The organism is Streptomyces sp. NPDC038200 (genome assembly GCF_055600785.1).
In genome coordinates, this window is the sequence record NZ_JBVJYH010000005.1 from 367,503 (window position 1) to 388,114 (window position 20,612).

General features: G+C 72.2%; 20 protein-coding genes. 10 read left to right on the forward strand and 10 right to left on the reverse strand.

The window, feature by feature from the left end:
• The first annotated feature begins 110 nt into the window (after window positions 1–110).
• From ACZ7KF_RS13910 to ACZ7KF_RS13920, 3 genes are all read left to right on the forward strand, one after another.
• On the forward strand, window positions 111–410 hold the full coding sequence (locus tag ACZ7KF_RS13910) for a hypothetical protein (protein WP_471073121.1): 300 nt from the start codon (window positions 111–113) through the stop codon (window positions 408–410).
• A 171-nt stretch (window positions 411–581) separates the two neighbouring features.
• Window positions 582–1,604, forward strand: coding sequence for a phosphotransferase family protein (locus ACZ7KF_RS13915; RefSeq protein ID WP_471073124.1), 1,023 nt, complete (start codon window positions 582–584; stop codon window positions 1,602–1,604).
• A gap of 5 nt (window positions 1,605–1,609) precedes the next feature.
• Window positions 1,610–2,824, forward strand: a complete 1,215-nt coding sequence (locus ACZ7KF_RS13920) for an acyl-CoA dehydrogenase family protein (protein WP_471073127.1) — start codon at window positions 1,610–1,612, stop codon at window positions 2,822–2,824.
• A gap of 53 nt (window positions 2,825–2,877) precedes the next feature.
• On the opposite strand, the gene ACZ7KF_RS13925 is transcribed toward ACZ7KF_RS13920, so the two are convergent.
• The 3 genes from ACZ7KF_RS13925 to ACZ7KF_RS13935 are packed head-to-tail and all read right to left on the reverse strand — an operon-like array spanning window position 2,878 to window position 5,931.
• Window positions 2,878–3,471, reverse strand: coding sequence for a TetR/AcrR family transcriptional regulator (locus ACZ7KF_RS13925; RefSeq protein ID WP_471073130.1), 594 nt, complete (start codon window positions 3,469–3,471; stop codon window positions 2,878–2,880).
• Window positions 3,472–3,496: 25 nt separating this feature from the next.
• Window positions 3,497–5,161 (reverse strand): class I adenylate-forming enzyme family protein, encoded by a 1,665-nt coding sequence (locus tag ACZ7KF_RS13930; RefSeq protein ID WP_471073133.1) that lies wholly within the window; start codon window positions 5,159–5,161, stop codon window positions 3,497–3,499.
• On the reverse strand, window positions 5,158–5,931 hold the full coding sequence (locus ACZ7KF_RS13935) for an SDR family oxidoreductase (RefSeq protein WP_471073136.1): 774 nt from the start codon (window positions 5,929–5,931) through the stop codon (window positions 5,158–5,160). The genes ACZ7KF_RS13930 and ACZ7KF_RS13935 overlap by 4 nt, the downstream gene beginning before the upstream one ends.
• Window positions 5,932–6,112: 181 nt before the next feature.
• Between ACZ7KF_RS13935 and ACZ7KF_RS13940 the strand changes: the two genes are divergently transcribed.
• The gene (locus ACZ7KF_RS13940; protein WP_471073139.1) at window positions 6,113–7,342 is read left to right on the forward strand and encodes an exo-beta-N-acetylmuramidase NamZ family protein; all 1,230 of its coding nucleotides are present in this window, start codon (window positions 6,113–6,115) and stop codon (window positions 7,340–7,342) included.
• An 82-nt stretch (window positions 7,343–7,424) separates the two neighbouring features.
• Window positions 7,425–8,723, forward strand: coding sequence for a serine-threonine protein kinase (locus ACZ7KF_RS13945; protein WP_471073142.1), 1,299 nt, complete (start codon window positions 7,425–7,427; stop codon window positions 8,721–8,723).
• Window positions 8,724–8,855: 132 nt separating this feature from the next.
• Here ACZ7KF_RS13945 and ACZ7KF_RS13950 read toward each other — a convergent pair whose 3' ends face one another.
• A complete protein-coding gene (locus ACZ7KF_RS13950) occupies window positions 8,856–11,645 on the reverse strand; it encodes a penicillin acylase family protein (RefSeq protein ID WP_471073145.1) in 2,790 nt (929 codons plus the stop codon).
• Window positions 11,646–11,853: 208 nt separating this feature from the next.
• On the opposite strand from ACZ7KF_RS13950, the gene ACZ7KF_RS13955 reads away from it, so the two are divergent.
• The gene (locus ACZ7KF_RS13955; RefSeq protein ID WP_471073147.1) at window positions 11,854–12,456 is read left to right on the forward strand and encodes a hypothetical protein; all 603 of its coding nucleotides are present in this window, start codon (window positions 11,854–11,856) and stop codon (window positions 12,454–12,456) included.
• An 80-nt stretch (window positions 12,457–12,536) separates the two neighbouring features.
• Here the strand turns inward: ACZ7KF_RS13955 and ACZ7KF_RS13960 are convergent, their stop codons facing one another.
• Window positions 12,537–13,271 carry a hypothetical protein gene (locus ACZ7KF_RS13960; protein ID WP_471073150.1) on the reverse strand — a complete coding sequence of 245 codons (735 nt, stop codon included), beginning with the start codon at window positions 13,269–13,271 and terminating at the stop codon, window positions 12,537–12,539.
• A 146-nt stretch (window positions 13,272–13,417) separates the two neighbouring features.
• Between ACZ7KF_RS13960 and ACZ7KF_RS13965 the strand changes: the two genes are divergently transcribed.
• A complete protein-coding gene (locus ACZ7KF_RS13965; protein WP_471073153.1) occupies window positions 13,418–14,485 on the forward strand; it encodes an RNA ligase (ATP) in 1,068 nt (355 codons plus the stop codon).
• A gap of 107 nt (window positions 14,486–14,592) precedes the next feature.
• Here the strand turns inward: ACZ7KF_RS13965 and soxR are convergent, their stop codons facing one another.
• Complete coding sequence (soxR, locus tag ACZ7KF_RS13970) at window positions 14,593–15,051, reverse strand: redox-sensitive transcriptional activator SoxR (protein ID WP_471073156.1); 459 nt, start codon at window positions 15,049–15,051, stop codon at window positions 14,593–14,595.
• Window positions 15,052–15,155: 104 nt separating this feature from the next.
• Here soxR and ACZ7KF_RS13975 point away from each other — a divergent pair, with 104 nt between their 5' ends.
• Window positions 15,156–15,617, forward strand: coding sequence for a MaoC family dehydratase (locus ACZ7KF_RS13975; protein WP_471073159.1), 462 nt, complete (start codon window positions 15,156–15,158; stop codon window positions 15,615–15,617).
• Between the two features lie 39 nt (window positions 15,618–15,656).
• Here ACZ7KF_RS13975 and ACZ7KF_RS13980 read toward each other — a convergent pair whose 3' ends face one another.
• The 3 genes from ACZ7KF_RS13980 to ACZ7KF_RS13990 all read right to left on the reverse strand — a co-directional run bounded on the left by ACZ7KF_RS13980 (window position 15,657) and on the right by ACZ7KF_RS13990 (window position 17,852).
• Window positions 15,657–16,280, reverse strand: coding sequence for a TetR/AcrR family transcriptional regulator (locus tag ACZ7KF_RS13980; protein ID WP_471073162.1), 624 nt, complete (start codon window positions 16,278–16,280; stop codon window positions 15,657–15,659).
• A 73-nt stretch (window positions 16,281–16,353) separates the two neighbouring features.
• On the reverse strand, window positions 16,354–16,641 hold the full coding sequence (locus ACZ7KF_RS13985; protein ID WP_471073164.1) for a YiaA/YiaB family inner membrane protein: 288 nt from the start codon (window positions 16,639–16,641) through the stop codon (window positions 16,354–16,356).
• A 59-nt stretch (window positions 16,642–16,700) separates the two neighbouring features.
• Window positions 16,701–17,852: an acyl-CoA dehydrogenase family protein gene (locus tag ACZ7KF_RS13990; protein ID WP_471073408.1), complete on the reverse strand. Its 1,152-nt coding sequence runs from the start codon at window positions 17,850–17,852 to the stop codon at window positions 16,701–16,703.
• 102 nt (window positions 17,853–17,954) lie between these two features.
• Between ACZ7KF_RS13990 and ACZ7KF_RS13995 the strand changes: the two genes are divergently transcribed.
• Window positions 17,955–18,590 (forward strand): TetR/AcrR family transcriptional regulator, encoded by a 636-nt coding sequence (locus ACZ7KF_RS13995; protein WP_225822149.1) that lies wholly within the window; start codon window positions 17,955–17,957, stop codon window positions 18,588–18,590.
• Window positions 18,591–18,636: 46 nt separating this feature from the next.
• Complete coding sequence (locus ACZ7KF_RS14000) at window positions 18,637–19,350, forward strand: ArsR/SmtB family transcription factor (protein ID WP_471073168.1); 714 nt, start codon at window positions 18,637–18,639, stop codon at window positions 19,348–19,350.
• Window positions 19,351–19,520: 170 nt separating this feature from the next.
• Here ACZ7KF_RS14000 and ACZ7KF_RS14005 read toward each other — a convergent pair whose 3' ends face one another.
• A complete protein-coding gene (locus tag ACZ7KF_RS14005; RefSeq protein WP_471073171.1) occupies window positions 19,521–20,603 on the reverse strand; it encodes a Zn-dependent alcohol dehydrogenase in 1,083 nt (360 codons plus the stop codon).
• Window positions 20,604–20,612: the final 9 nt, after the last annotated feature.

The window sequence follows — 20,612 nt, forward strand, 5'->3', positions numbered from 1 at the left end:
TCGACCCTCCGGGGTACTCGTGCGCCACGCAAACCGGGATGCCCGGATATGCGGCTTTCGCGTGGCAGCCTGTCCGTCGTCAACCCCCCGTACCGCCGAAGGTGAGCACCATGACCACCCTCCATCAGGAACACACCGAGCACGGGACGCACCGCCACGGACCGGACTGCGGGCACAACGCCGTGCCGCACGGCGACCACCTGGACTACGCCCACGACGGGCACCTGCACCGGGAGCACGACGGGCACTGGGACGAGTGCGAGCCGGCCGGGCACGCCGTGCACGCGGGCCATGAGCACGTGCACCACGACGAGTGCGGGCATGCGCGGGTGCGGCACGGCGATCACGTCGACTATCTGCACGACGGACACCGGCACGCCGAGCACGGGGACCACTGGGACGACCACTGAGCTGCCGGACGGCAGCGGTCGACGGCTCCCGGGCGGCACGCCCGGGAGCCGTCGGCCCGTCGTGGCTCCGGTCACGTTCGGCCTGATCTTCGCCCCCTGCACTGGACGGCATACCGACCGGTCGGCATCATGAGTCGCATCCTGTTGTTCACCCGTCCGTAGGAGTGAAGAATGAGCGCCGACCACCCGCCCGGACTCGACCTGGACCGGCTGCGCGCCCTGCTCGACCGCGAGCGCCCCGGCCTGGTGAACGGTTCCCTGACCGGACGGCTGATCGAGGGCGGACGGTCGAACCTCACCTACGCGCTCTCCGACGCCACCTCGAAGTGGGTGGTACGCCGGCCCCCGCTCGGCCACGTGCTGGCCACCGCGCACGACATGAAGCGCGAGCACCGCGTGATCAGCGCGCTCCACCCGACGGACGTGCCGGTGCCGCGGCCCGTACTGCTGTGCGAGGACGAGGAGGTCCTCGGGGCGCCCTTCTACGTCATGGAGTTCGTCGAGGGCACGCCCTACCGCACCGCCGACCAGCTCGCACCGCTCGGCCCGGCGCGCACCCGCGACGCGGTGCTGTCCCTCGTCGACACCCTCGTCGAGCTGCACGCCGTGGACCCCGACGCGGTGGGCCTCGCCGACTTCGGCCGCCCGGAGGGCTTCCTGGACCGGCAGCTGCGCCGCTGGGGCAAGCAGCTCGACGCCTCCCGCAACCGCGAGCTGGCGGGCATCGACGAACTGCACTCGGCACTGGGCCGCCGGCTGCCCACCTCGCCGGCGGCCACCGTCGTGCACGGTGACTACCGCCTGGACAACGTCCTCATCGGCGACGACGACAAGATCAAGGCGATCCTCGACTGGGAGATGTCCACGCTCGGCGACCCGCTGACCGATCTCGGGCTGCTCGTGATGTACAGCCGGCCGCTCGGCACGCCCGACTCGCCCGTCTCCACCACCGCCGAGGCCCCGGGCCACCCCGACCCGCGGGAGCTGATCGAGCGGTACGCCGCCCGCTCCGGCCGGGACGTCTCGGCCGTCTCCTGGTACACGGCGTTCGCCTGGTTCAAGCTCGCCGTGATCCTGGAGGGCATCCACTACCGGTACACGCTCGGCCAGACGGTCGGCCACGGTTTCGACCGCATCGGCGACCTCGTGCCCGTCTTCATCGACCACGGACTGACCACTCTTCAGGAAGGCTGACCCGCATGGACTTCGCGTTCGACGCGCGCACCGAGGAACTGCGCGGCAGGCTGCTCGCCTTCATGGACGAGTACGTGTATCCGGCGGAGGCGGTGGCGGAGGAGCAGCGCGCCGCGCTCGCCTCGCCGTGGGACACCCCGGCCGTGGTCGGGGAACTGAAGGCGGAGGCGCGCAGGCAGGGCCTGTGGAACCTCTTCCTGCCCGATGCCGAGCACGGCGCCGGGCTGACCAACCTCCAGTACGCCCCGCTCGCCGAGATCACCGGCCGCTCCCCCCATCTCGCACCCACCGCGACCAACTGTGCCGCGCCCGACACCGGCAACATGGAGGTGCTGGCGCAGTTCGGCAACGAGCAGCAGAAGAAGCAGTGGCTGGAGCCGCTGCTGGCCGGGGAGATCCGCTCGGCGTTCGCGATGACCGAGCCGGAGGTGGCCTCCTCGGACGCCACCAACATCACCACGCGCATCGAGCGGGACGGCGACGACTACGTCATCACCGGCCGCAAGTGGTACATCTCCGGCGCGATGAACCCGGACTGCAAGATCTTCATCTTGATGGGCAAGACGGACCCGGACGGAGCGGACATCCGCCGTCAGCAGTCCATGATCCTGGTCCCCCGCGACACTCCCGGCGTCACCGTCGAGCGGGCGATGCAGGTGTTCGGCTACGAGGACCACTCGCACGGCGGCCATGCCGAGGTCGTCTTCGACCACGCGCGCGTGCCGGTGGCGAACCTCGTCGGCGAGGAGGGCGGCGGCTTCGCCATCGCGCAGGCCCGGCTCGGTCCCGGCCGCATCCACCACTGCATGCGGCTGATCGGCATGGCCGAGCGGGCGATCGAGCTGATGTGCCGGCGGGCCGTCTCACGGACCGCGTTCGGCAAGGCACTGGCCCAGCAGGGCGTCGTCCAGAACTGGATCGCGGACGCCCGGGTCACCGTCGAGCAGCTGCGGCTGCTGGTGCTGAAGACGGCCTGGCTGATGGACACCGTCGGCAACAAGGGCGCCCACACGGAGATCCAGGCCATCAAGATCGCCACTCCGCGTGCGGTGGTCGGCATCCTGGACCGGGCGATCCAGCTGCACGGCGCGGGCGGGGTGAGCCAGGACTTCCCGCTGGCCGAGCTGTACGCGAGCGCCCGCACGCTGATGCTCGCCGACGGCCCGGACGAGGTGCACCAGCGGTCGCTGGCGCGCCGGGAGCTGAAGAAGTACCTGTAGAACGCGAACGGAGGGGCGGCCCGCGGTGCGGGCCGCCCCTCCGTCGCGCGCCGTTACGGCCGCAGCGCCCGCAGCAGCAGGTCGGCGAGGTGGTCGGCGACCTGCTGGGGGGTGAGGGGGCCGTTGGGCCGGTACCACGTCGACAGGTGGTGCACGGAGCCGAAGTGGTAGTCCACGACCAGGTCGGCCGGGGTCGCCGTGGAGAAGACCCCCTCCTTCTGGCCCTCCTCGACGAGCGCGCGGAAGCGTTCGTGGTAGCGGCGGCGTTCGGCGCGGACCTGCTTGTTCTTCTCCGGGCTCAAGTGGTGCATGGAGCGGAAGAAGATCATCGCGTCGTCGAGGTTCTCGATCGTCGTGACGACGACGTCCGCCGCCGCGCCCCTGAGCCGCTTCTCCACGGGCTCGTCGGCGTTCGCGAACGTGTCCAGCCGCTCCTGCTGGAGGCGCAGCACACGCGCGTACACCTCGTGCAGCAGGTCGTCCTTGGAGCCGAAGTAGTGGTACAGGGCCCCCTTGGTGACGCCGGCCGCCTCCACGATCTCCTGCACGGAGGTGCGGTCGTAGCCCTGCTCGGCGAAGAGCCGGGTGGCGGCGGCCAGCAGCCGCTGCGGGACGGGCGTCCCGTCCCCGTCCGTCGTCCTGGGCACTGCCGCCACCTGCCTTTCCGGTCTGCTAATCGTGTTCGGTGCGGGAACGCAGTTCCCGCCGGAGGATCTTCCCACTCGCCGTCTTGGGCAAGTCGGCCAGGATCTCCACCTGGCGCGGGTACTTGTAGGCGGCCAGTCTCTCCTTGCAGTACACCGCGAGTTCGTCCGGGTCCGTCTCGGCCCCCGGACGCAGGCTGATATAGGCCTTGACGGTCTCGCCACGGTACCCGTCGGGGACGCCCACGACGGCCGCCTCGCGCACCGCAGGATGCGTGTAGAGGACGTCCTCGACCTCGCGCGGCCACACCTTGAACCCGGACGCGTTGATCATGTCCTTCTTGCGGTCCACGACGTACAGCCAGCCCTGCTCGTCCATGAACCCGATGTCGCCGGTGCGCAGCTCGCCGTCCGGGAAGGTCTCGGCGGTGGCGTCCGGGCGCCGCCAGTACCCCGGCACCACCTGGGGTCCGCGGACGACGATCTCGCCCTGCTCCCCGAAGGGCACCTCCGCGCCCTGGTCGTCCAGGATGCGCACGACCGTGTCGGCACCGGGCAGGCCCACGGACAGCGTCCCGGAGACGGGATCCACGGGCGCCTCCAGGCCGGGCGGGACGGAGGCGCAGGGGGCGGTGCACTCGGTCAGGCCGTAGCCCACACGGATGTACGGCCCGAAGCGCTCCCGGAACTTCTCCACCAGGGCCGGCGGCACGGGCGCGCCGCCCGACGACATGTTCACGAAGGAGGCGAAGTGCTCGCGGGTGACGTCCGGGTGGGCGGCGAGCGCCATGTAGGCGGTGGAGGGGCCGACGGTGTAGTGCGGGCGGTGCTCGGCGAAGGCGTCCAGGACGACGCCGGGCTCGAAGCGGTAGGTGAGCACGAGGGTGCCCACGCTGTTCAGGCAGGCACCGAACTGGCAGACCATGCCGGTGATGTGGAACAGGGGTGCGAGCGCGTAGTAGACGGGCGCCTCGGGCAGGCCGAGCCCGGTGGCCTGCCGCTCGGCGTTGTGCATGATGTTGGCGTGCGTGTTGGTGGCGCCCTTGGGCGTGCCGCTGGTGCCGGAGGTGTAGCTGATCAGCGCGATGTCGTCCGGGCGCGGCAGGCGGTCCTCGGGGGGCCGGCCGCCCCGCCGGGCCACGGCCACCAGGTCGTCGGCGTCCGGGGCCTGGGGCAGCCGCTCGAAGGTCAGCACGCGGGCGTCGTCGCGCGTCTGGAAGTCCAGCTCGCACGCGGTGAGCACGATCCGCACCGGCGAGCCGGCGGCCGTCTCGCGCAGATACGTCTCCCAGGCCCGGTCGGAACAGATCAGCGCGGCCACCTCGCCGTCCCGCAGGACGTGCGCCACCTCGGCCGACTTGTACATGGGGTTGACGGGGACGACGATCGCGCCCGCCTTCCAGGCGCCGAGCACGGCCAGCGCGAAGTGCGGGGTGTTCTGGAGCAGGACGGCCACCCGGTCGCCGCGCTCCAGGCCGCGCGCGACGAGGTGGGCGGCGACGGCGTCGCTCAGCTCGTCCGCCTCGCGGTAGCTCAGGCGGGCGTCGAAGTAGGCGAGGAAGGTGCGGTCGGGGGCTTCGGCGACGGCGTCGCGCAGGGCGTGCGCGAGGGAGTCGGCGGGGTCCACCGGGGCGCGCTGGGCCTCGTCGAGCAGGGCGAGCCAGGGCCGGCCGGCGGAGGGGGCGGCGGTCACCGGCCGGCCTCCCACTTCTGCTGGATGTGGTTCATGGTGGCGAGCCAGCGGTCGGGCTCGGCGGCCCGGTGCTGGTAGAAGCCGGCGACCTCGGGGTGCGGCAGGATCTGGAAGCGGTCCTCCTCGATGCCCTTGAGCAGGGCGTCGGCCACGGCCTCCGGCTCGATCGCGGTCGGCTGGAGCACCAGGTCGCCCGCGCTGCCGGTGGCGGCCAGCATGTCGGTGCGGACGCCCTGCGGGCAGATGGCGTGGACCTTGACCCCCCGGTGACGGTAGGTCAGCGACAGCCACTCGGCGAAGGCGTAGGCGCCGTGCTTGGTCACGCTGTAGGAGGGCGCGCCGATCATCGTCAGGAGTCCGGCGGCGGAGACGGTGGAGACGAAACGTCCGGCGCCCCGCTCCAGCCAGTCGGGCAGCAGCGCGTGGGCCGCGCGGACGTGGGCCATCAGGTTGACGTCCCAGGAGGTCGCCCAGGTCCGCTCGTCCAGGGCCGTGTCGAGGCCGCCGTCCTCGAAGGCGACGCCCGCGTTGGCGCAGTAGACGTCGACCGTGCCGCCGAGCGCGTCACGGGCCTCGTCGATGATCGCGGAGGCGTCGCCGGGCACGGCGGTCCCGCCGATCTCGTCGGCCACCGCCCGGGCCTTGCCGGCGTCCAGGTCGTTCACCACGACCCGGGCCCCCTCGGCGGCGAACCGCCGGGCCAGGGCGGCCCCGATCCCCCCGCCCGCCCCCGTGACGATCACTCCCGCATCCTGCACGGCTTCCACCATCGGTCTCCTTCGACACGACGCGACTCGGCTCAGCGAGCGTCAGACTAACCGGTCGGTATGTGTAAAGGAAAGGGTGACTGCGTCAACCTCAAGGGGCACGGGGCGGTACCGCCATGCGGCTCCGCCGCGCCTGCGGGAGCAACGACCGACGGCCCGCACGCGACCACCCACAGGAGGACCCATGCACCTGTCCCGAAGAAACCTGCTCGCCTCGGCCGCGCTGTCGGCGGCTCCGGCGGCCCGCCGGCACGGCGAGCACCGCGAGCACCTGCGCACCGGCTTCGAAAGGCTCGCCGCCGACGGCTACTCCCTGCTCTCCGGCCGGAAGGTCGGAGTCGTCACCAACCCCACCGGCGTCACCCGGGACGCCCGCCACATCGTCGACGTCATGCACGCCGACCCCCGCGTCGGGCTGACGGCGGTCTTCGGCCCCGAGCACGGCTTCCGCGGCACCGCCCAGGCGGGCGGCTCCGAGGGCCGCTACGACGACCCGGCGACCGGCCTCCCCGTCTACGACACCTATCTGAAGAGCGGCCGGCCGCTCGCCGACGTCTTCACCGCCTCCGGCGTCGACACGGTCGTCTTCGACATCCAGGACGTCGGCGCCCGCTTCTACACCTACATCTGGACGCTCTACGACTGTATGGAGGCGGCCCGGCTCGCCGGCAAGAGCTTCGTCGTCCTGGACCGCCCCAACCCGGTGACCGGCCGCGCGGCCCAGGGCCCGGTGCTGCACAAGGAGTTCGCCACCTTCGTCGGGCGGCAGCCGATCGCACAGGCGCACGGCATGACCGTCGCGGAGCTGGCCCGGCTGTTCAACGGCGAGTTCCTGACCACGCCCGTACCGCTGGAGACGGTGCGGATGTCGGGCTGGAGGCGCGACGGGTTCTACGAGGACTCCGGCCTGCCCTGGGTGCCGCCGAGCCCCAACATGCCGACCGTGGACACGGCGTTGGTGTACTCCGGCACCTGCATGTTCGAGGGGACGAACCTCTCCGAGGGGCGCGGCACGACCCGGCCCTTCGAACTCCTCGGCGCCGAGGGCGTCGACGGCCGCTGGGCCGCCGCCGTGAACGGACTCGGGCTGCCCGGCGTGCGGTTCCGGGAGGCGTACTTCACGCCCACGTTCTCCAAGTTCCAGGGCAAGACCGTCGGCGGGGTGCAGATCCACGTGACCGACCGGGCCGGCTACGACCCCGTGCGCACCGGGATCGCGCTGCTGGTGACCGCCCGGAAGGTGTGGAGCGGCTTCGCCTGGCGGTCCGACGACTGGATCGACAAGCTCACCGGTTCCGCCCGGGTCCGCACGATGATCGACGCGGGTGCGGGCACCGACGAGGTGACGGACGCCTGGCAGGAGGAGCTGTCCGCGTTCCGGCGGATTCGAAAGGAATATCTCCTCTACAAGTAGCCCGCGGCGTATGGCCAACCCTGCCCCCCGGCAGGACGATACGTGCCGAGTGCACCGTTTCGGGGGGACGAGGGAGCCTGGCATGGCGGATCCTGGGATGAGCGTGACTCCCTACTGGGAGCTGACCTTCGACGCGGACGGGGACGTGGACGGCCCCGAACGCGACCGGCTGCTGACGCAGGTCACGGACCACGGCGTCCGTGACCTGATCGTCTTCTCGCACGGCTGGAACAACGACCGTTCGGGCGCGACCGCGCTGTACCGGCGCTTCTTCGCCCCGATCCCGAAGCTGGCGCCGAACGCCCGGCTCGGGTACGTCGGCGTGATCTGGCCGTCGATGCGGTTCAGCGACGAGCCGATCCCGGACTTCCCCAGGTCCGCGGCGGCCGCGGAGGCGCAGGCGGCGCCGCGTCCGGCGCTGGACAAGGACACCCGGCGCGCGCTGCTGGAGACCTTCCCGGGCCGGACGACCGTGCTGGACCGGCTGGCCCGCATGCTGGACGAGAGACCGGACGGCGCCGCGGGGCTGGCCGAGTTCGGGCGGCTGGTGCGGCTGCTGCCGGACGGGGACCGGCAGGGGGTGGCCGACACGGACGAACCCGGTGAACCCGCCGTGTTCGACGGCGATCCGGTGACCGCGTGCGAACGGTTCGCCGAGGCCCTGGCCGCGCTCGGCCCGGCGGGCGACGCCGCCCGGTTCCGCCTGCCCGATCCGTGGGACGGCGCGAAGGAGCTGCTGCGGCAGGCGACGTACCACCAGATGAAACGGCGGGCCGGGACGGTGGGCGAGCACGGGCTCGGGCCGCTGCTCGGGCGGCTGGCCGGGGCGGCGCCCGGGGTGCGGGTGCACCTGGTGGGGCACAGCTTCGGCGGCCGGCTGGTGGCGTTCGCGCTGCGCGGGCTGCCCGGGAAGGTGCGCCCGGTGAAGTCGCTGACCCTCCTCCAGGGGGCCTTCTCCCACTACGCGTTCGCGGCCCGGCTGCCGCACGCGCCGGACCGTTCGGGGGCGCTCAAGGACCGGCACAAGCGGATCGACGGCCCGCTGGTGTGCTGCTACTCCCACTTCGACGCGGCCCTCGGCACGTTCTACCCGCTGGCCTCCCGGCTCGCCGGGGACGACCGCGCCTGCGCGGGCAACGAGATCGCGGCGGTGCTGGGGCCGCGGTGGGGCGCCATGGGGCACGACGGGGCGCAGGCGGTGCCGGACACGGCCCGGCTGGACCTGGCGGCGGCACTGAGCGGCGCGCTGCCCGCGTCGGGCTGCGTGAACGTGGACGCGGCGGCCGTGGTGCGGCGCGGGGGCGCGCCGTCCGGGGCACACAGCGACATCGTGCACCCCGAACTGGCGCGGGTGGTACTGGCGGCGGGCCGCATCGGCTGACCCGCCGCCACCGGGCGCCGGCCTACGGGCGCCGGCTTACGGGCGTTGACCGACAACCGTCTGCCCACGCCCGTTCGACGGCACCCGTTCGCCCGGGCCCGCTGTGCCCGCGCCCATCCCGTCGGCGCAGGCTCACCGGTGTGACGTGTACTCCACGACCTGCTGGAACGTCGGCCGGTTCTGCCAGCTGATCTTGCCGTGCTTGATGCCGCCCAGGGTGCGCTGGACGATCGAGTCGGCGCACCACTGGTCGCCCGCCGAGCACTGGTCGTCGCCCGGATAGACCTGGGCGGCGGTCATGCCGGCCGCCTGCTTCAGGGTGCCGATCAGGATGTCCCGGCAGGCGGTGAGGCTGCCGCCGCCGCAGTACTTCTGCGCGAGACCGCCCCGTACGGGCTCGCCGAGCACCGCCCGGATGTCCTTGTCGACGTAGGACCACCAGCCGTACTGGAAGGAGCTTCCGGCGTGCGAGCCGGTCGGGCCGTGTCCGGCGGACGGTGCCTCGTCGGTCGGCAGGTTGTCGGTGATCGCGGTGTACAGATCGTTGCCGAGCCCCGGCTGGAACTCCGCCTTGACCAGCAGCGGCCACCAGGCGTCCAGGATGCGGATCGCGTCGGCGTCGGCGTACGTCTTGGAACCGGCCGACGTCTCCGTGCGCCTGGCGCCCGCGGTCACCCACGCCTGGAGCTTGCTCACCGCCGCGGCGGCCGTGGGGTCGGTCACCGCCGAGGAGTTGACCACCTTCAGCAGCTTGGGCAGCACGTCCTCGGCACGCAGATCGGCGAGAGCGGCGTCCGCCATGGCCTGCACCAGCTTGGTACGGGTCACCCCACCCGCCGCGACCAGCTTCTTCACCCGGTCGTCCAGCAGGTTGCCGCGGTGCACGGACCCCTCGCCCCAGGGCGCGGCCGCGTAGTCCTCGGCCTGCTTGTTGTTCCAGGAGATGTAGTAGTCCTGGTCGATCGAGTTCGGGTGCGCGGCGGCCGGGGTGTAGTCGGACGTGTTGGTGGCCGGGTCCCAGTTCCGCCACTCGTACGCCGGCTGTGCCCAGACCGGGAACTCGGTGTCGACACCGCCGGCCCGGACGGGGTTGTCCCCGCTGTTGTAGTAGGCGGTGTGCCGGGAGTCGGCGTAGAACCAGTTGAAGGTGTAGTTGATGTGCTGCGCCGCGTTCTCGAAGTCGCCGGGCCCCTTGACGAAGTCGGGGTCGTTGAGCATCTGGAAGCCGATGATCGAGTCGGCCTCGTGCAGGTAGGAGGAGCGAAGGGTGGTGTAGGCGACCTTCTTGCCGCCGACCGTCGCCCGGTACGCCACCGGACCGTACGTGGTGCGCCACGCCCGCATGGTGTACGACCCCTCGGCCGTGCCGTCGGCGGTGGTGGGCTTCCAGGCGTTCTTCTGCTCGATCTTCTCCATGGCGGTGCAGGTGCCGTGGTACAGGTAGTGGTAGTCGTCCTGGCACAGCTCGACCGCGTAGGTGTCGATGATGTCCTGGCCCGAGGTGGTGGCGCTCCAGGAGTAGTCCTGGCCGCGGCCGAGTTCCACGTACATGCTCAGGCCCGCGAAGGAGGCGCCGCGGGCGCTGATGCCGGGGCCCTGGATCTCCTGGAGCAGGAGCAGCTGCGGCGCGAAGTAGCCGGTCTGCGGCCCGAAGACGGCGACCGGATGGCCGCTGGCGGTGTGCTCGCCGCTCACCACGAGGGCGTTGGACATGCCGCGCTTGGCGGACCCGAGGGTCGTGGCGGCGGCGGTGGCCGAGGTGCTCCGGGCGGTCGCCGTGGCCCCGGTGCCGGTGCGGTCGTGAACGAGCGGTTCCTGGGTGACCGTGCCCGCGTCGGGCAGGGCCCGGCCCTTGGCGTCGGCGGGCTTGGTGCCGTACGGGAAGCTCTCGCCGTCGTGGACGGTGAGGACGGCCTCGGGGTCGTTGCGTTCGCGGAAGGACTCCCAGACCCTGGTGCCCTCCTCGACGCCGTACTTGGCCTGGGCGGCCATCAGTGACACGGCGTTGCCGACCTCGCCGCCACCGCCGGAGCCGAACAGCGAGCCGACCACGGAGGCCAGCGCCACGAGGTCGGTGACCTTGAAGTGGTCTATGGTCCCGGCGTTGGTGATCGCGTCCTTGTGGCCGGTCAGCACGTACTCGCCGGGGAAGTAACGGCCGCTGTCGGAGGCGTCGATGTAGGCGTTGATGCCGTCGAGGTAGGCCTTGACGTCGGCGAGGGCCTGCTGGCCGCGGGCCCCGCTCTTGGCCACGGCGCTGTCGATCTGCGCCTGGAGGTCGGCCTCGGTGTAGGGCGCGCTGCGGTAGAACTGCTGCTCCAGGCCCTGGTTGGCGGGGGCGCCGCCCGCGAAGGAGGTCAGCTGGCCGCGGCCCACGTGCCGGAAGACGTCCATCAGCCACAGCCGGTCCTCGGCCGCCGCGTATCCGGCGCCGAACTCGGTGCCGTACCGGGTGGTCCCTGTGATGTGCGGCACACCGGCCTTCTTGTCGCGGACGATCGTCACGTCACCGCGGCCGGCCGGTTTCTCGGTGGAGGCGACCTGGTCGGAAGGGACACCGAACGAGGCGTCGTTGAAGAAGGTGTTGATCTTCGCTTCGGTCAGGCCCGCGTAGCCGGTGGCCAGGCCCGCGTAGGGGCCGAGCTGGTCCTCGGCGTGCGCGGGCTGGGTGCCGAAGGCCTGGTTGAGCAGGATCTGCGCGAGGGTCGCGTTGCCGTTCTCACCGGGCGGCAGGATGTCCGAACACCGGCCGCCGCAGTAGTCGTTGGAGGCGGTGGCACCGACTGCCGCCACCGCCGTCCGAGTGAAGGGGGAGAGAAGACCGGCGATCAGGACGCATACGGACGCGGTCTTCAGGAACCCGGGAAGTGGACGGGACGTTCTCAGTCTGTCGAGGACGGTACGTGGGGTTCGCCGTGGCATGGCAGCTCCAAGCGACTGGGGTGGCCGAACGTTACCGCCGGTATCCCCCGGTTCAAAGATGAACATGCGTCACTTTCTGGAGTCAGCAAGCAGAACCGCGCGAAGAGATGGAGCCGAATCGCCTGTCGATACGTCTATTCGACGACGTCCGTGCGACGACGCCGAAGTGACCGAGGAACAGGTGCAGGTGTGACGGAGGTGCAGGACGATGGCCGGTTTCCGGAGTCTGGCGAGACAGGTACGCGATCCGAGGTGTGATCTGGCACTGCGGCGGTATTCGCTGCGCAAGTGCCTGGAGAAGTTCGCTCCTTACGGGCATCGGGCGACCTGGGACCATCTGTGCTCCCGGGCGGGTTTCGGCCCGGAGGACCGCTCCCCCGATCCGGCGCGGCTCGTGGCCGCGCTGGAGGAGCTGGAGGAGGCCCGTGACGTCTGGCTCGCCTACGAGACGGACTTCACCGAGCGGCGGAAGAAGGAGAAGCACGACGGGCTGCGCCGGCCGGGCAGTGTGGACGACTGGCACCGGCTGACCTGGGGCGGGTTCGGGGTCGCCTGGTGCGACGACCCGCGGGTCCACCCGGAGGAGCCGCTGGCGGAGGTGCTGCGCCGGCTGATCGCCGCGCTGGAGCGGGAGCCGGGTTCGTCGTGCCCGGTCTGCGGCGGTGAGCGGCTGGTCTGGAAGTACGGCCTGGACCACGAGCCGTCGGCCGGCCCGGTCTGCGCGGACTGCGGGATCCTGGTGCCGCGGCCCGTTCTCAGCCCGCGGGCCCTTCAGTACGCCAGGCGGGGACGCCTGTTGATGTCGGCCTGAGCGGCCGGGGTGTCACCGGGTGCGGCCCGAGCGGCGGGCCGGCCGGTGCGGGGGTGCGCAGGGGATGCCGCACCCCGTCCTCAGTCGGCGGCGGCGACACCGGCCCAGTAGGGATGCGCCCAGCGCTCCTCCTCGGGCAGGGCGAGGAGTTCGCAGCGGATGGCGAGGTCGTGCTCGCCCAGCGCGCGCAGTCGGGCCGCGCCGGGGCCGGACAGCCAGGTGCGCAGCTCGTCGACGCCCGTCTCCTCGCCGTCCCCGCTCCACCAGGTGAAGGGAGAGCGGTCGCCCAGGAGGTCATAGAGCCAGGAGTCGGTGAGGGACACGAGGTGGGCGTCGCCGGCTGCGCCGGGGGCCCACGCGTCCAGGAAGGGGAGCACGGTCCGGGCGGTCGTGACGCAGGTCTCGAAGACGTCGTCGGCGGCGTACGGCGGGTCGGCCGTCGTGAGGACGTCCTGCCACCAGGCGCGCAGGAAGGCGTCGAGGGCCGCGGCCTGCTCGGCGGGCCAGGACCGCCAGTCCACCCGGGCCAGTCCCATCCCCAGGTAGTTGATGGTGCTCAGGGTGCCCTCGGCCAGAGCCCGGGCGGCCGGGGGCAGCAGGCGGCGCATCGCGGCGGCGTGGTCGTCGAAGTGGTCGGGCACCTCGTAGAGGTAGAACCGCACCACGTCCAAGGGGACGGGCACGTCGGGGGTGCGCAGGTACGCGGTCTCTTCTTCCACGTGGCACTGGGGGCAGGGGGTCTCGTGCGGGCTCGCGAAGCCGGCGAAGACGGTGTCGATGCCGGCCAGGGCGGCGTCGAGAGCGGTGGAGGACAAGGATGTCGGTCCCGTCGTGACTCCGTGCGCGGCGTCACCGCCGGCCGAAGATCGCGACGTTAGCAGACCCTAATCCCCTCGCTCCACCCCTTTCGCGTCCGGACAGTGGGAGGCGATGAAACCGAACGACTGAACGGGGAACTCCCATGTCCACGCTGCGTGTCACCGCCGAAGTGCTGACCGTCCACGACCATCCGAACGCCGATGCCCTGGAGCTGGCCCAGGTGGGCCTGTACCGGGCCGTCGTCGCCAAGGGCGCGTACCGCACCGGTGAGGCGGCCGTGTACATCCCCGAGCAGGCCGTCCTCCCGGCCGCGCTGATCGAGGAGCTGGGGCTGACCGGGCGGCTGGCGGGCGGCGAGGCCAACCGGGTCAAGGCGGTGCGGCTGCGGGGTGAGCTGTCGCAGGGCATCGTGTGCCGGCCGGAGGCGCTGGCGGACGTCGACCTGGCGCGGGCGGCGGCCGAGGGCACCGACTTCGCGGAACGGCTGGGCGTCACCAAGTGGGTGCCGCCGATCCCGCCCACCATGAACGGCGACGTGGAGGCGGCACCGGACCTGCTCCCGTGGGTCGACATCGAGAACGTCCAGCGCTATCCGGACATCTTCACGCCGGGCGAGCCGGTCGTCCTGACGGAGAAGCTGCACGGTTCGGCATGCCTGCTGACGTATGTCGCCGAGGAGGGGCGGGTGCACGTGTCCTCCAAGGGCTTCGGCGCCAAGTCCCTGGCGCTGCGGGAGGACCCGCGGAACCTGTACTGGCGGGCGGTGCGCGGGCACGGGGTGGCGGAGGCGGCGGCGAGGCTCTGCGAACGGCTGGGCGCCACCCGGGTCGGCGTCTTCGGAGAGGTGTACGGCGCGGGGGTGCAGGACCTGGCCTACGGCGCCGACGGGCGGCGGGAGTCGCTGGGTTACGCGGTGTTCGACGTCTCGGCCGAGGTGGACGGCACTGTGCGCTGGCTCGACCCGGCCGAGGTGCTGGAGGGCGAACTGCCGCTGGTGCCAAGGCTGTTCGCCGGGCCGTACGACATCGAGCGGGTGCTGGAGTTCGCGAGCGGACGGGAGACGGTGTCCGGGCGGGAGCTGCATCTGCGGGAGGGCGTGGTGATACGGCCGGCGACGGAGCGGTACAGCGCGGTGACCGGGGGCCGGGCCATCGCCAAGGCGGTCAGCCCGGCGTACCTGACGCGCAAGGGCGGCACCGAGTTCGAGTAGGCCGGCGGGTTCCGCGGCGCCCCGGAGGAGCGCCGCGGAACCTCGCGCGGAGCCATGACGGCGCCGCATCCGGCGGGCGACCGGCGCCCTCCGCCCGGGCGCCGGACTCAGCGCCGCTCCGCCATGAGACGCGACCCCGTCAGGCGCTGTCCGAACACATCGTCCGGGTTGGACAGGACGCACGTCTCCAGCGAAAGGCACCCGCACCCGATGCAGTCGGCGAGATGGTCGCGCAGACGGTTCAGCTGCTGGATCCGCTCCTCCAGCTCCGAGCGCCACTTCTCCGACAGCCGGGCCCAGTCCTCCCTGGTCGGCGTCCGTTCCTCCGGCAGCTCGGCCAGGGCCTCGCGAATCGTGGCCAGGGGGATGCCGACCCGCTGGGCCGCGCGGACGAAGGCGACCCGGCGCAGGGTGTCCCGGCTGTACCGGCGCTGGTTTCCGGGGGTGCGCCGGCTGGCGATCAGTCCCTTGGACTCGTAGAAGTGCAGGGCGGACACCGCGGCTCCGCTGCGCGCGGACAACTGGCCGACGGTCAGCTCGTGGATCTTCTCGGGAATCTGGGGCACTCCTCAAAGATTACTCACGGGCCGATCCGGGTGTCCGTTGACATCGACCCGCCACCCGAGCATGCTAAGCAGTTGCTTAGAGACGCGAGCGAGAGGCCGGGAACATGGCAGAACCGAGGACCTTCACCTCCCCCGACGAGCTGAAGGCGGCCGTGGGCGAGCAGCTGGGCCCCACCGACTGGGTCGAGATCGACCAGAAGCGGATCGATCTGTTCGCCGAGGCGACCGGGGACCACCAGTGGATCCACGTGGACCCGGAGAAGGCCGCCGCCGGACCGTTCAGGACGACCATCGCCCACGGATACCTCACCCTGTCGCTGCTCCCGCTGTTCGGACCGCAGCTCATCCGCGTCGAGGGCGTCAAGATGGGCGTCAACTACGGGACGAACAAGGTGCGCTTCCCCTCCCCCGTCCCCGTCGGCTCCCGGCTGCGCGCCACCGGGAAGATCACCGGGGTCGAGGACGTCACCGGCGGTGTCCAGGTGACGGTCGCGTTCACCGTGGAGCGCGAGGGCGGCGACAAGCCGGTGTGCGTCGCGGAGTCGGTGTCCCGGTACTACCTGTAGACCCGGCGGGCCCGGCCGGCCCGGCGGGCCGAGCCGGGCCTACTCCGCCCCGACCATGCGCAGCACCAGGTCGGCGTAGAGCGCGCCGACCTCCTCGGGCGTGCGCGGGCCGTCGACGCTGAACCAGCGGGCCACGTCGATGCACAGCGACAGCACGGCGAGCGTGGTGCCCTGGACGTCCAGCACGTCGAACTCGCCCGCGGCGACGCCGTCCTCGATGATCCCGCGCACCTCGGCGTCCACCTGGCGGCGCAGCGCGAGGATCTCCGCGCGGGCGTCGGGGCCGAGGGCGTCCAGCTCGTACTGCACGACGCGCGCGGTGGTGCGCCGTCCCGCGTGCCAGCGGACGAAGGAGCTGACCGCGTCGGCCAGCCGCTCGGCGGCGCTGCCCTCGCGGCGGGCCGCCGTGCGCAGGATGTCGAGGGCCTTGTCGTGGCCGATCCGGCTGATCCGGTGGAGCAGCTCTTCCTTGGTCTTGTAGTGGATGTAGAGCGCGGCCGGGCTCATGCCGGCGCGGCCCGCGATGTCGCGGGTCGTCGTGGCGTGGTAGCCGCGCTCGGCGAAGGCCTCCACGGCGGCGACCAGCAGCCGCCGGGCCGCGTCAGGGGTGACCTCTTCCCACGGCTCCACTTCGCCGCCGGTCGTCTCCTCCGCCGTACTCATCGCTCGCTCGCCCCTCTCGGTGACAGGAGCACCACCATACCGCCGACGGTGAGCGAGCGCTTAGTGCAGCGGCTCAGAGCTTTTCGAAGGGGTCGTGGTCGGCGAGCAGTTTCTCCAGGCGGGCCTGGTCGACACGGCTGACGATCTGCCCCGCCTCCTGCCGGTCCCGGATCACCTTGGCGAGGGTGAAGGCGGAGGTGACGAGGTAGAGGACGGCGATGGCCAGGAAGCCGCGGACCCAGGCGTTCGCGTCCAGCCGGAAGATGCCGATGGCGGTGGCCGCCATGGCGACCGCGAAGGAGGCGACGGCCTGGCCGTAGAAGGCGGCCGTGCTCTCGTGCTTGACCGGTGTGTCACTCATGCCCCCAGCATCGGCGGACGTGGTCCGCGCCACATCCGCCGGAATACTCAGGAGCGTACTCAGAACGCCGAGACCCCGGTCAGGGAACGCCCGATGAGCAGTTTCTGGATCTGGCTGGTGCCCTCGTACAGGGTCATCACGCGGGCGTCGCGCAGGAGTTTGCCGGCCGGGTACTCGTCGATGTAGCCGTAGCCGCCGAAGACCTGGAGGGCGTTGTTCGCGGCGCGTACCGCGGCCTCGGAGGCGAACAGTTTGGCCTTGGACGACTCGACGGCGAACGGCTCGCCGCGGTCGATCAGGTCGGCGACCCGCCAGGTGAGCAGGCGGGCCGCGTCCACGTCGACGGCGATGTCGCTGATCAGCTCCTGCACCAGCTGGTGGTGGGCGATGGACCTGCCGAACTGTTCGCGCTCCCCGGCGTACCGCACGGCCGCGTCCAGCGCGGCCTGGGCTATCCCGACGCAGCCCGCGGCCACCGACATCCGCCCCTTGGCGAGCGCGGACATGGCGACGGAGAAGCCCTTGCCCTCCTCGCCGAGCATCGCCGAGGCGGGCACACGCACGTCCTCCAGGACCAGCTCGGCGGTGGCCTGGCCGCGCAGGCCGAGCTTGCCGTGGAGGGCGCGGCGGGTCAGGCCGGGGGTGTCGGTGGGGACCAGGAAGGCGGAGACGCCCTTGTGGCCGGGGGCGTCGGTGGAGCGGGCGAAGAGCAGGACGACGTCCGCCCACGTCCCGTTGGTGATGAACATCTTCGTGCCGTTGACGACGTAGTCGTCGCCGTCGCGCACCGCCCGGGTGGTGAGGTTGCCGGCGTCGGAGCCGGTGCCGGGTTCGGTGAGGCCGAAGCAGCCGACGTACTCGCCCGCGGTGAGCCCCGGCAACCAGCGCCGCTTCTGCTCCTCGCTCCCCCAGGCGGCGATCGTCTTGGCGACGAGCCCGAGGGAGACGGAGACGATCCCGCGGACCGAGGAGTCCCCGCGCCCCAGTTCCTCGGTGACCAGGCAATAGGCGAGGTGATCACCGCCGGAGCCGCCGTACTCCTCGTCCACGGTCAGCCCCAGGAAGCCGACCTCGCCGAGCTTCTCGACGAGGGCCCGGTCGACCTCCTCGGCCCGGTCCCAGGCGACCACGTGCGGGGCGATCTCGCGCTCCACGAAGTCCCGGGCGAGCCGCCGTACGGCCGCCTGCTCCTCGCTGAGCCCCAGGTTCACCACGAGATCACCCCACACCACACGGATACGCCGACAGATCTTGAAAGCCGTACATTTAAATTAGCACTGCTAGTTTCCGGCCGCAGCCCTACTATGTGCGCCATGGCCCGACCGCGCAAGCCCCTCCTCAGCACCGACCGGATCGTCGAGACGGCCCGGGACCTCGTGGACCGGGAGGGCCTGGCGGCCGTCTCCACTCGCCGCCTCGCCGCCGAGCTGGGGGTCAGCGGGCCCTCGCTCTACAACCACTTCCGCACCAAGGACGAGATCCTGGAGGTGGTCGCGGACTCGGTGAGCGCGCTGGTCGACCTGTCGATGTTCGAGGACGGCCGGGACTGGCGGACCGCGCTGCACGACTGGGCCGTCTCCTACCGGGCCGCGCTGCGCGACCACCCGAACATCGTCCCGGTCCTCGCGCGCGGCCCCGGCCGCCGCCCCGCCGCGCTGCGCCTGGCCGACGCGGTCTACGGCGCGATGGTCGACGCCGGCTGGCCGCCGGCGCAGGCCACCTCCATCGGCGCCCTGATGCGGTACTTCATCATGGGCTCGGCGCTCGGTTCGTTCGCGGGCGGCTTCGTGGACGACGCGAGCGCGTACGACCCCGCCGACTATCCCCACCTCGGCCAGGCCCATCTGCTCGCCGAGCAGCAGGAGAAGATCGACGAGCGGGCCTTCGAGGCGGGGCTCAGCGCGCTGCTGGACGGGCTGGCGCAGCAGTACGAACAGGTCCGGGTGTGAGAACGCTTCGGCCGGCGCCGAAGTGAGGGTGCCGCATGCTGGGGGCATGAGCATCAAGGACCCCCAGGCGGCGGGCCTCGCCGCGCTGGCCGGGCTGATCGCCGACCGGACGCGGGCCGCGTGCCTGCTGGCATTGCTGGACGGGCGGGCGTGGACGGCCGGTGAACTGGCCCGGCACGCCGGAGTCGCGGCCTCCACGCTGAGCGAGCACCTGGGCAAGCTGGTGGCCGGCGGGCTGCTCGCGGAGGAACGGCAGGGGCGGCACCGGTACGTCCGGCTGGCCGACGCGCGCGTGGCCCAGCTCGTCGAGGATCTCGCGGCGCAGGTGCGGGTGCCCGCGCCGGCCGAACGGCCGCGTTCGCTGCGGGAGTCGAGCGCCGGGTCCGCGATGGCGCGGGGCCGTACCTGTTACGACCATCTCGCCGGGCGGCTGGGGATCGCGGTCACGGACGCGCTGACCCGCCGGGGGCTGCTGCGGCAGGACACGGGGTTCGCGCTCACGGACGCGGGGGTGGAGTGGTTCGGCGCGGCGGGCATTCCGCTGGACCTTTCGAGCCGGCGCCCACTCGCCCGCGCATGCCTCGACTGGACCGAGCGCCGACCGCACCTCGCGGGGGCTGCGGGGGCCGCGCTGTGCCGGCATGCGCTGGACGCGGGGTGGTGTGTGCGGATCGGGACGGGGCGGGCCGTGAAAGTGACTCCGTCCGGCGAACGCGTGCTGGACTCCCTGCTCGGCATCCCGTCCGGTGCGCTGCGCTGACGCGGCCCGGCCCCCGGGAGCGCCGTCCTGCCGCACACCGGGCACGGCTCCGCCGTGACCACTCGCGCGATTCCCCGCGCCCCTGCCGGCCACTCCGAACGTCCGGCGCGCGGGGCCGAGGCAAGCGGGTCGCGGCCCGGGAGCCGCGACCCGAGAAGGCCGGCTGACCCTCAGAACACCACCAGCGCCCGGCCGCCCTTGCCCGCCAGCATGTTCTCGAAAGCCGCCGGGATCCCCTCCAGGCCGATCCGCTCGGTGACCAGTCCCGGCAGGTCCAGGCGGCCCTGCCGCACATGCTCGGCGAGCACGGGCACGTCACGGGCCGGATCGCTGTTGCCGTAGACACAGCCCGACAGGGTGCGGCCCCAGTGGAAGATCTCCAGCGCGTTGAAGGTCACCTGCTGGTCCTTGCCGCCGATGCCGACGACCGTCGTACGGCCGCCCCGGCGGGTGGACTCCCAGGCCGCGCGGATGGAGACCGCGCGGCCCACGCACTCCACGGAGACGTCGACGCCCTGCTTGCCGGTCAGGGCGCGGATCTCGCGGGCGGTGGTGTCGGAGGCCAGGACGTAGTCGGTGGCGCCGGCCGCGCGGGCCAGCTCCTCCTTCTCGGGGGAGACGTCGACCGCGACGATCCGCGACGCGCCCGCGATACGGGCCGACTGGAGGGTGGCCAGGCCGACCCCGCCGACACCGAACACGGCGACCGTCTCGCCCTCCCGGACCTTCGCCGAATGATGGACGGCGCCGTAGCCGGTGAGCACGGCGCAGCCCAGGAGGGCGGCGTCCACCAGGGGTACCCCGTCCGGCAGCGGCAGCACGCAGGCCGCGGGGACGACCGTCTCCTCGGCGAACGCGGCCACGTTCAGGCCGGGGTGCAGTGCGGTGCCGTCGGCGGTGCGGGCGTGGACGCCGGCGGAGCCTGCCAGGGCGTTGGCGCACAGCCAGACCTCGCCGAGCGCGCAGGCGTGGCAGGCGCCGCAGGCGGGCGCCCAGTTGAGCACCACGGGGGCGCCGGGCGAGACATGGGTGACGCCCTCGCCGACGGCGACGACCGTGCCGGCGCCCTCGTGGCCGAGGACGGCCGGGACCGGTACCCGCATGGTGCCGTCGGACAGGGACAGGTCGGAGTGGCAGACGCCGGCGGCGGCGAGGCGGACCCGGACCTGTCCGGGTCCGGGCTCGGGCAGCTCGATCCCGGTGATCTCCAGCGGGGCGCCGATGGCGGGCAGGACGGCGGCTCGTACGGCCATGGGTCTCGG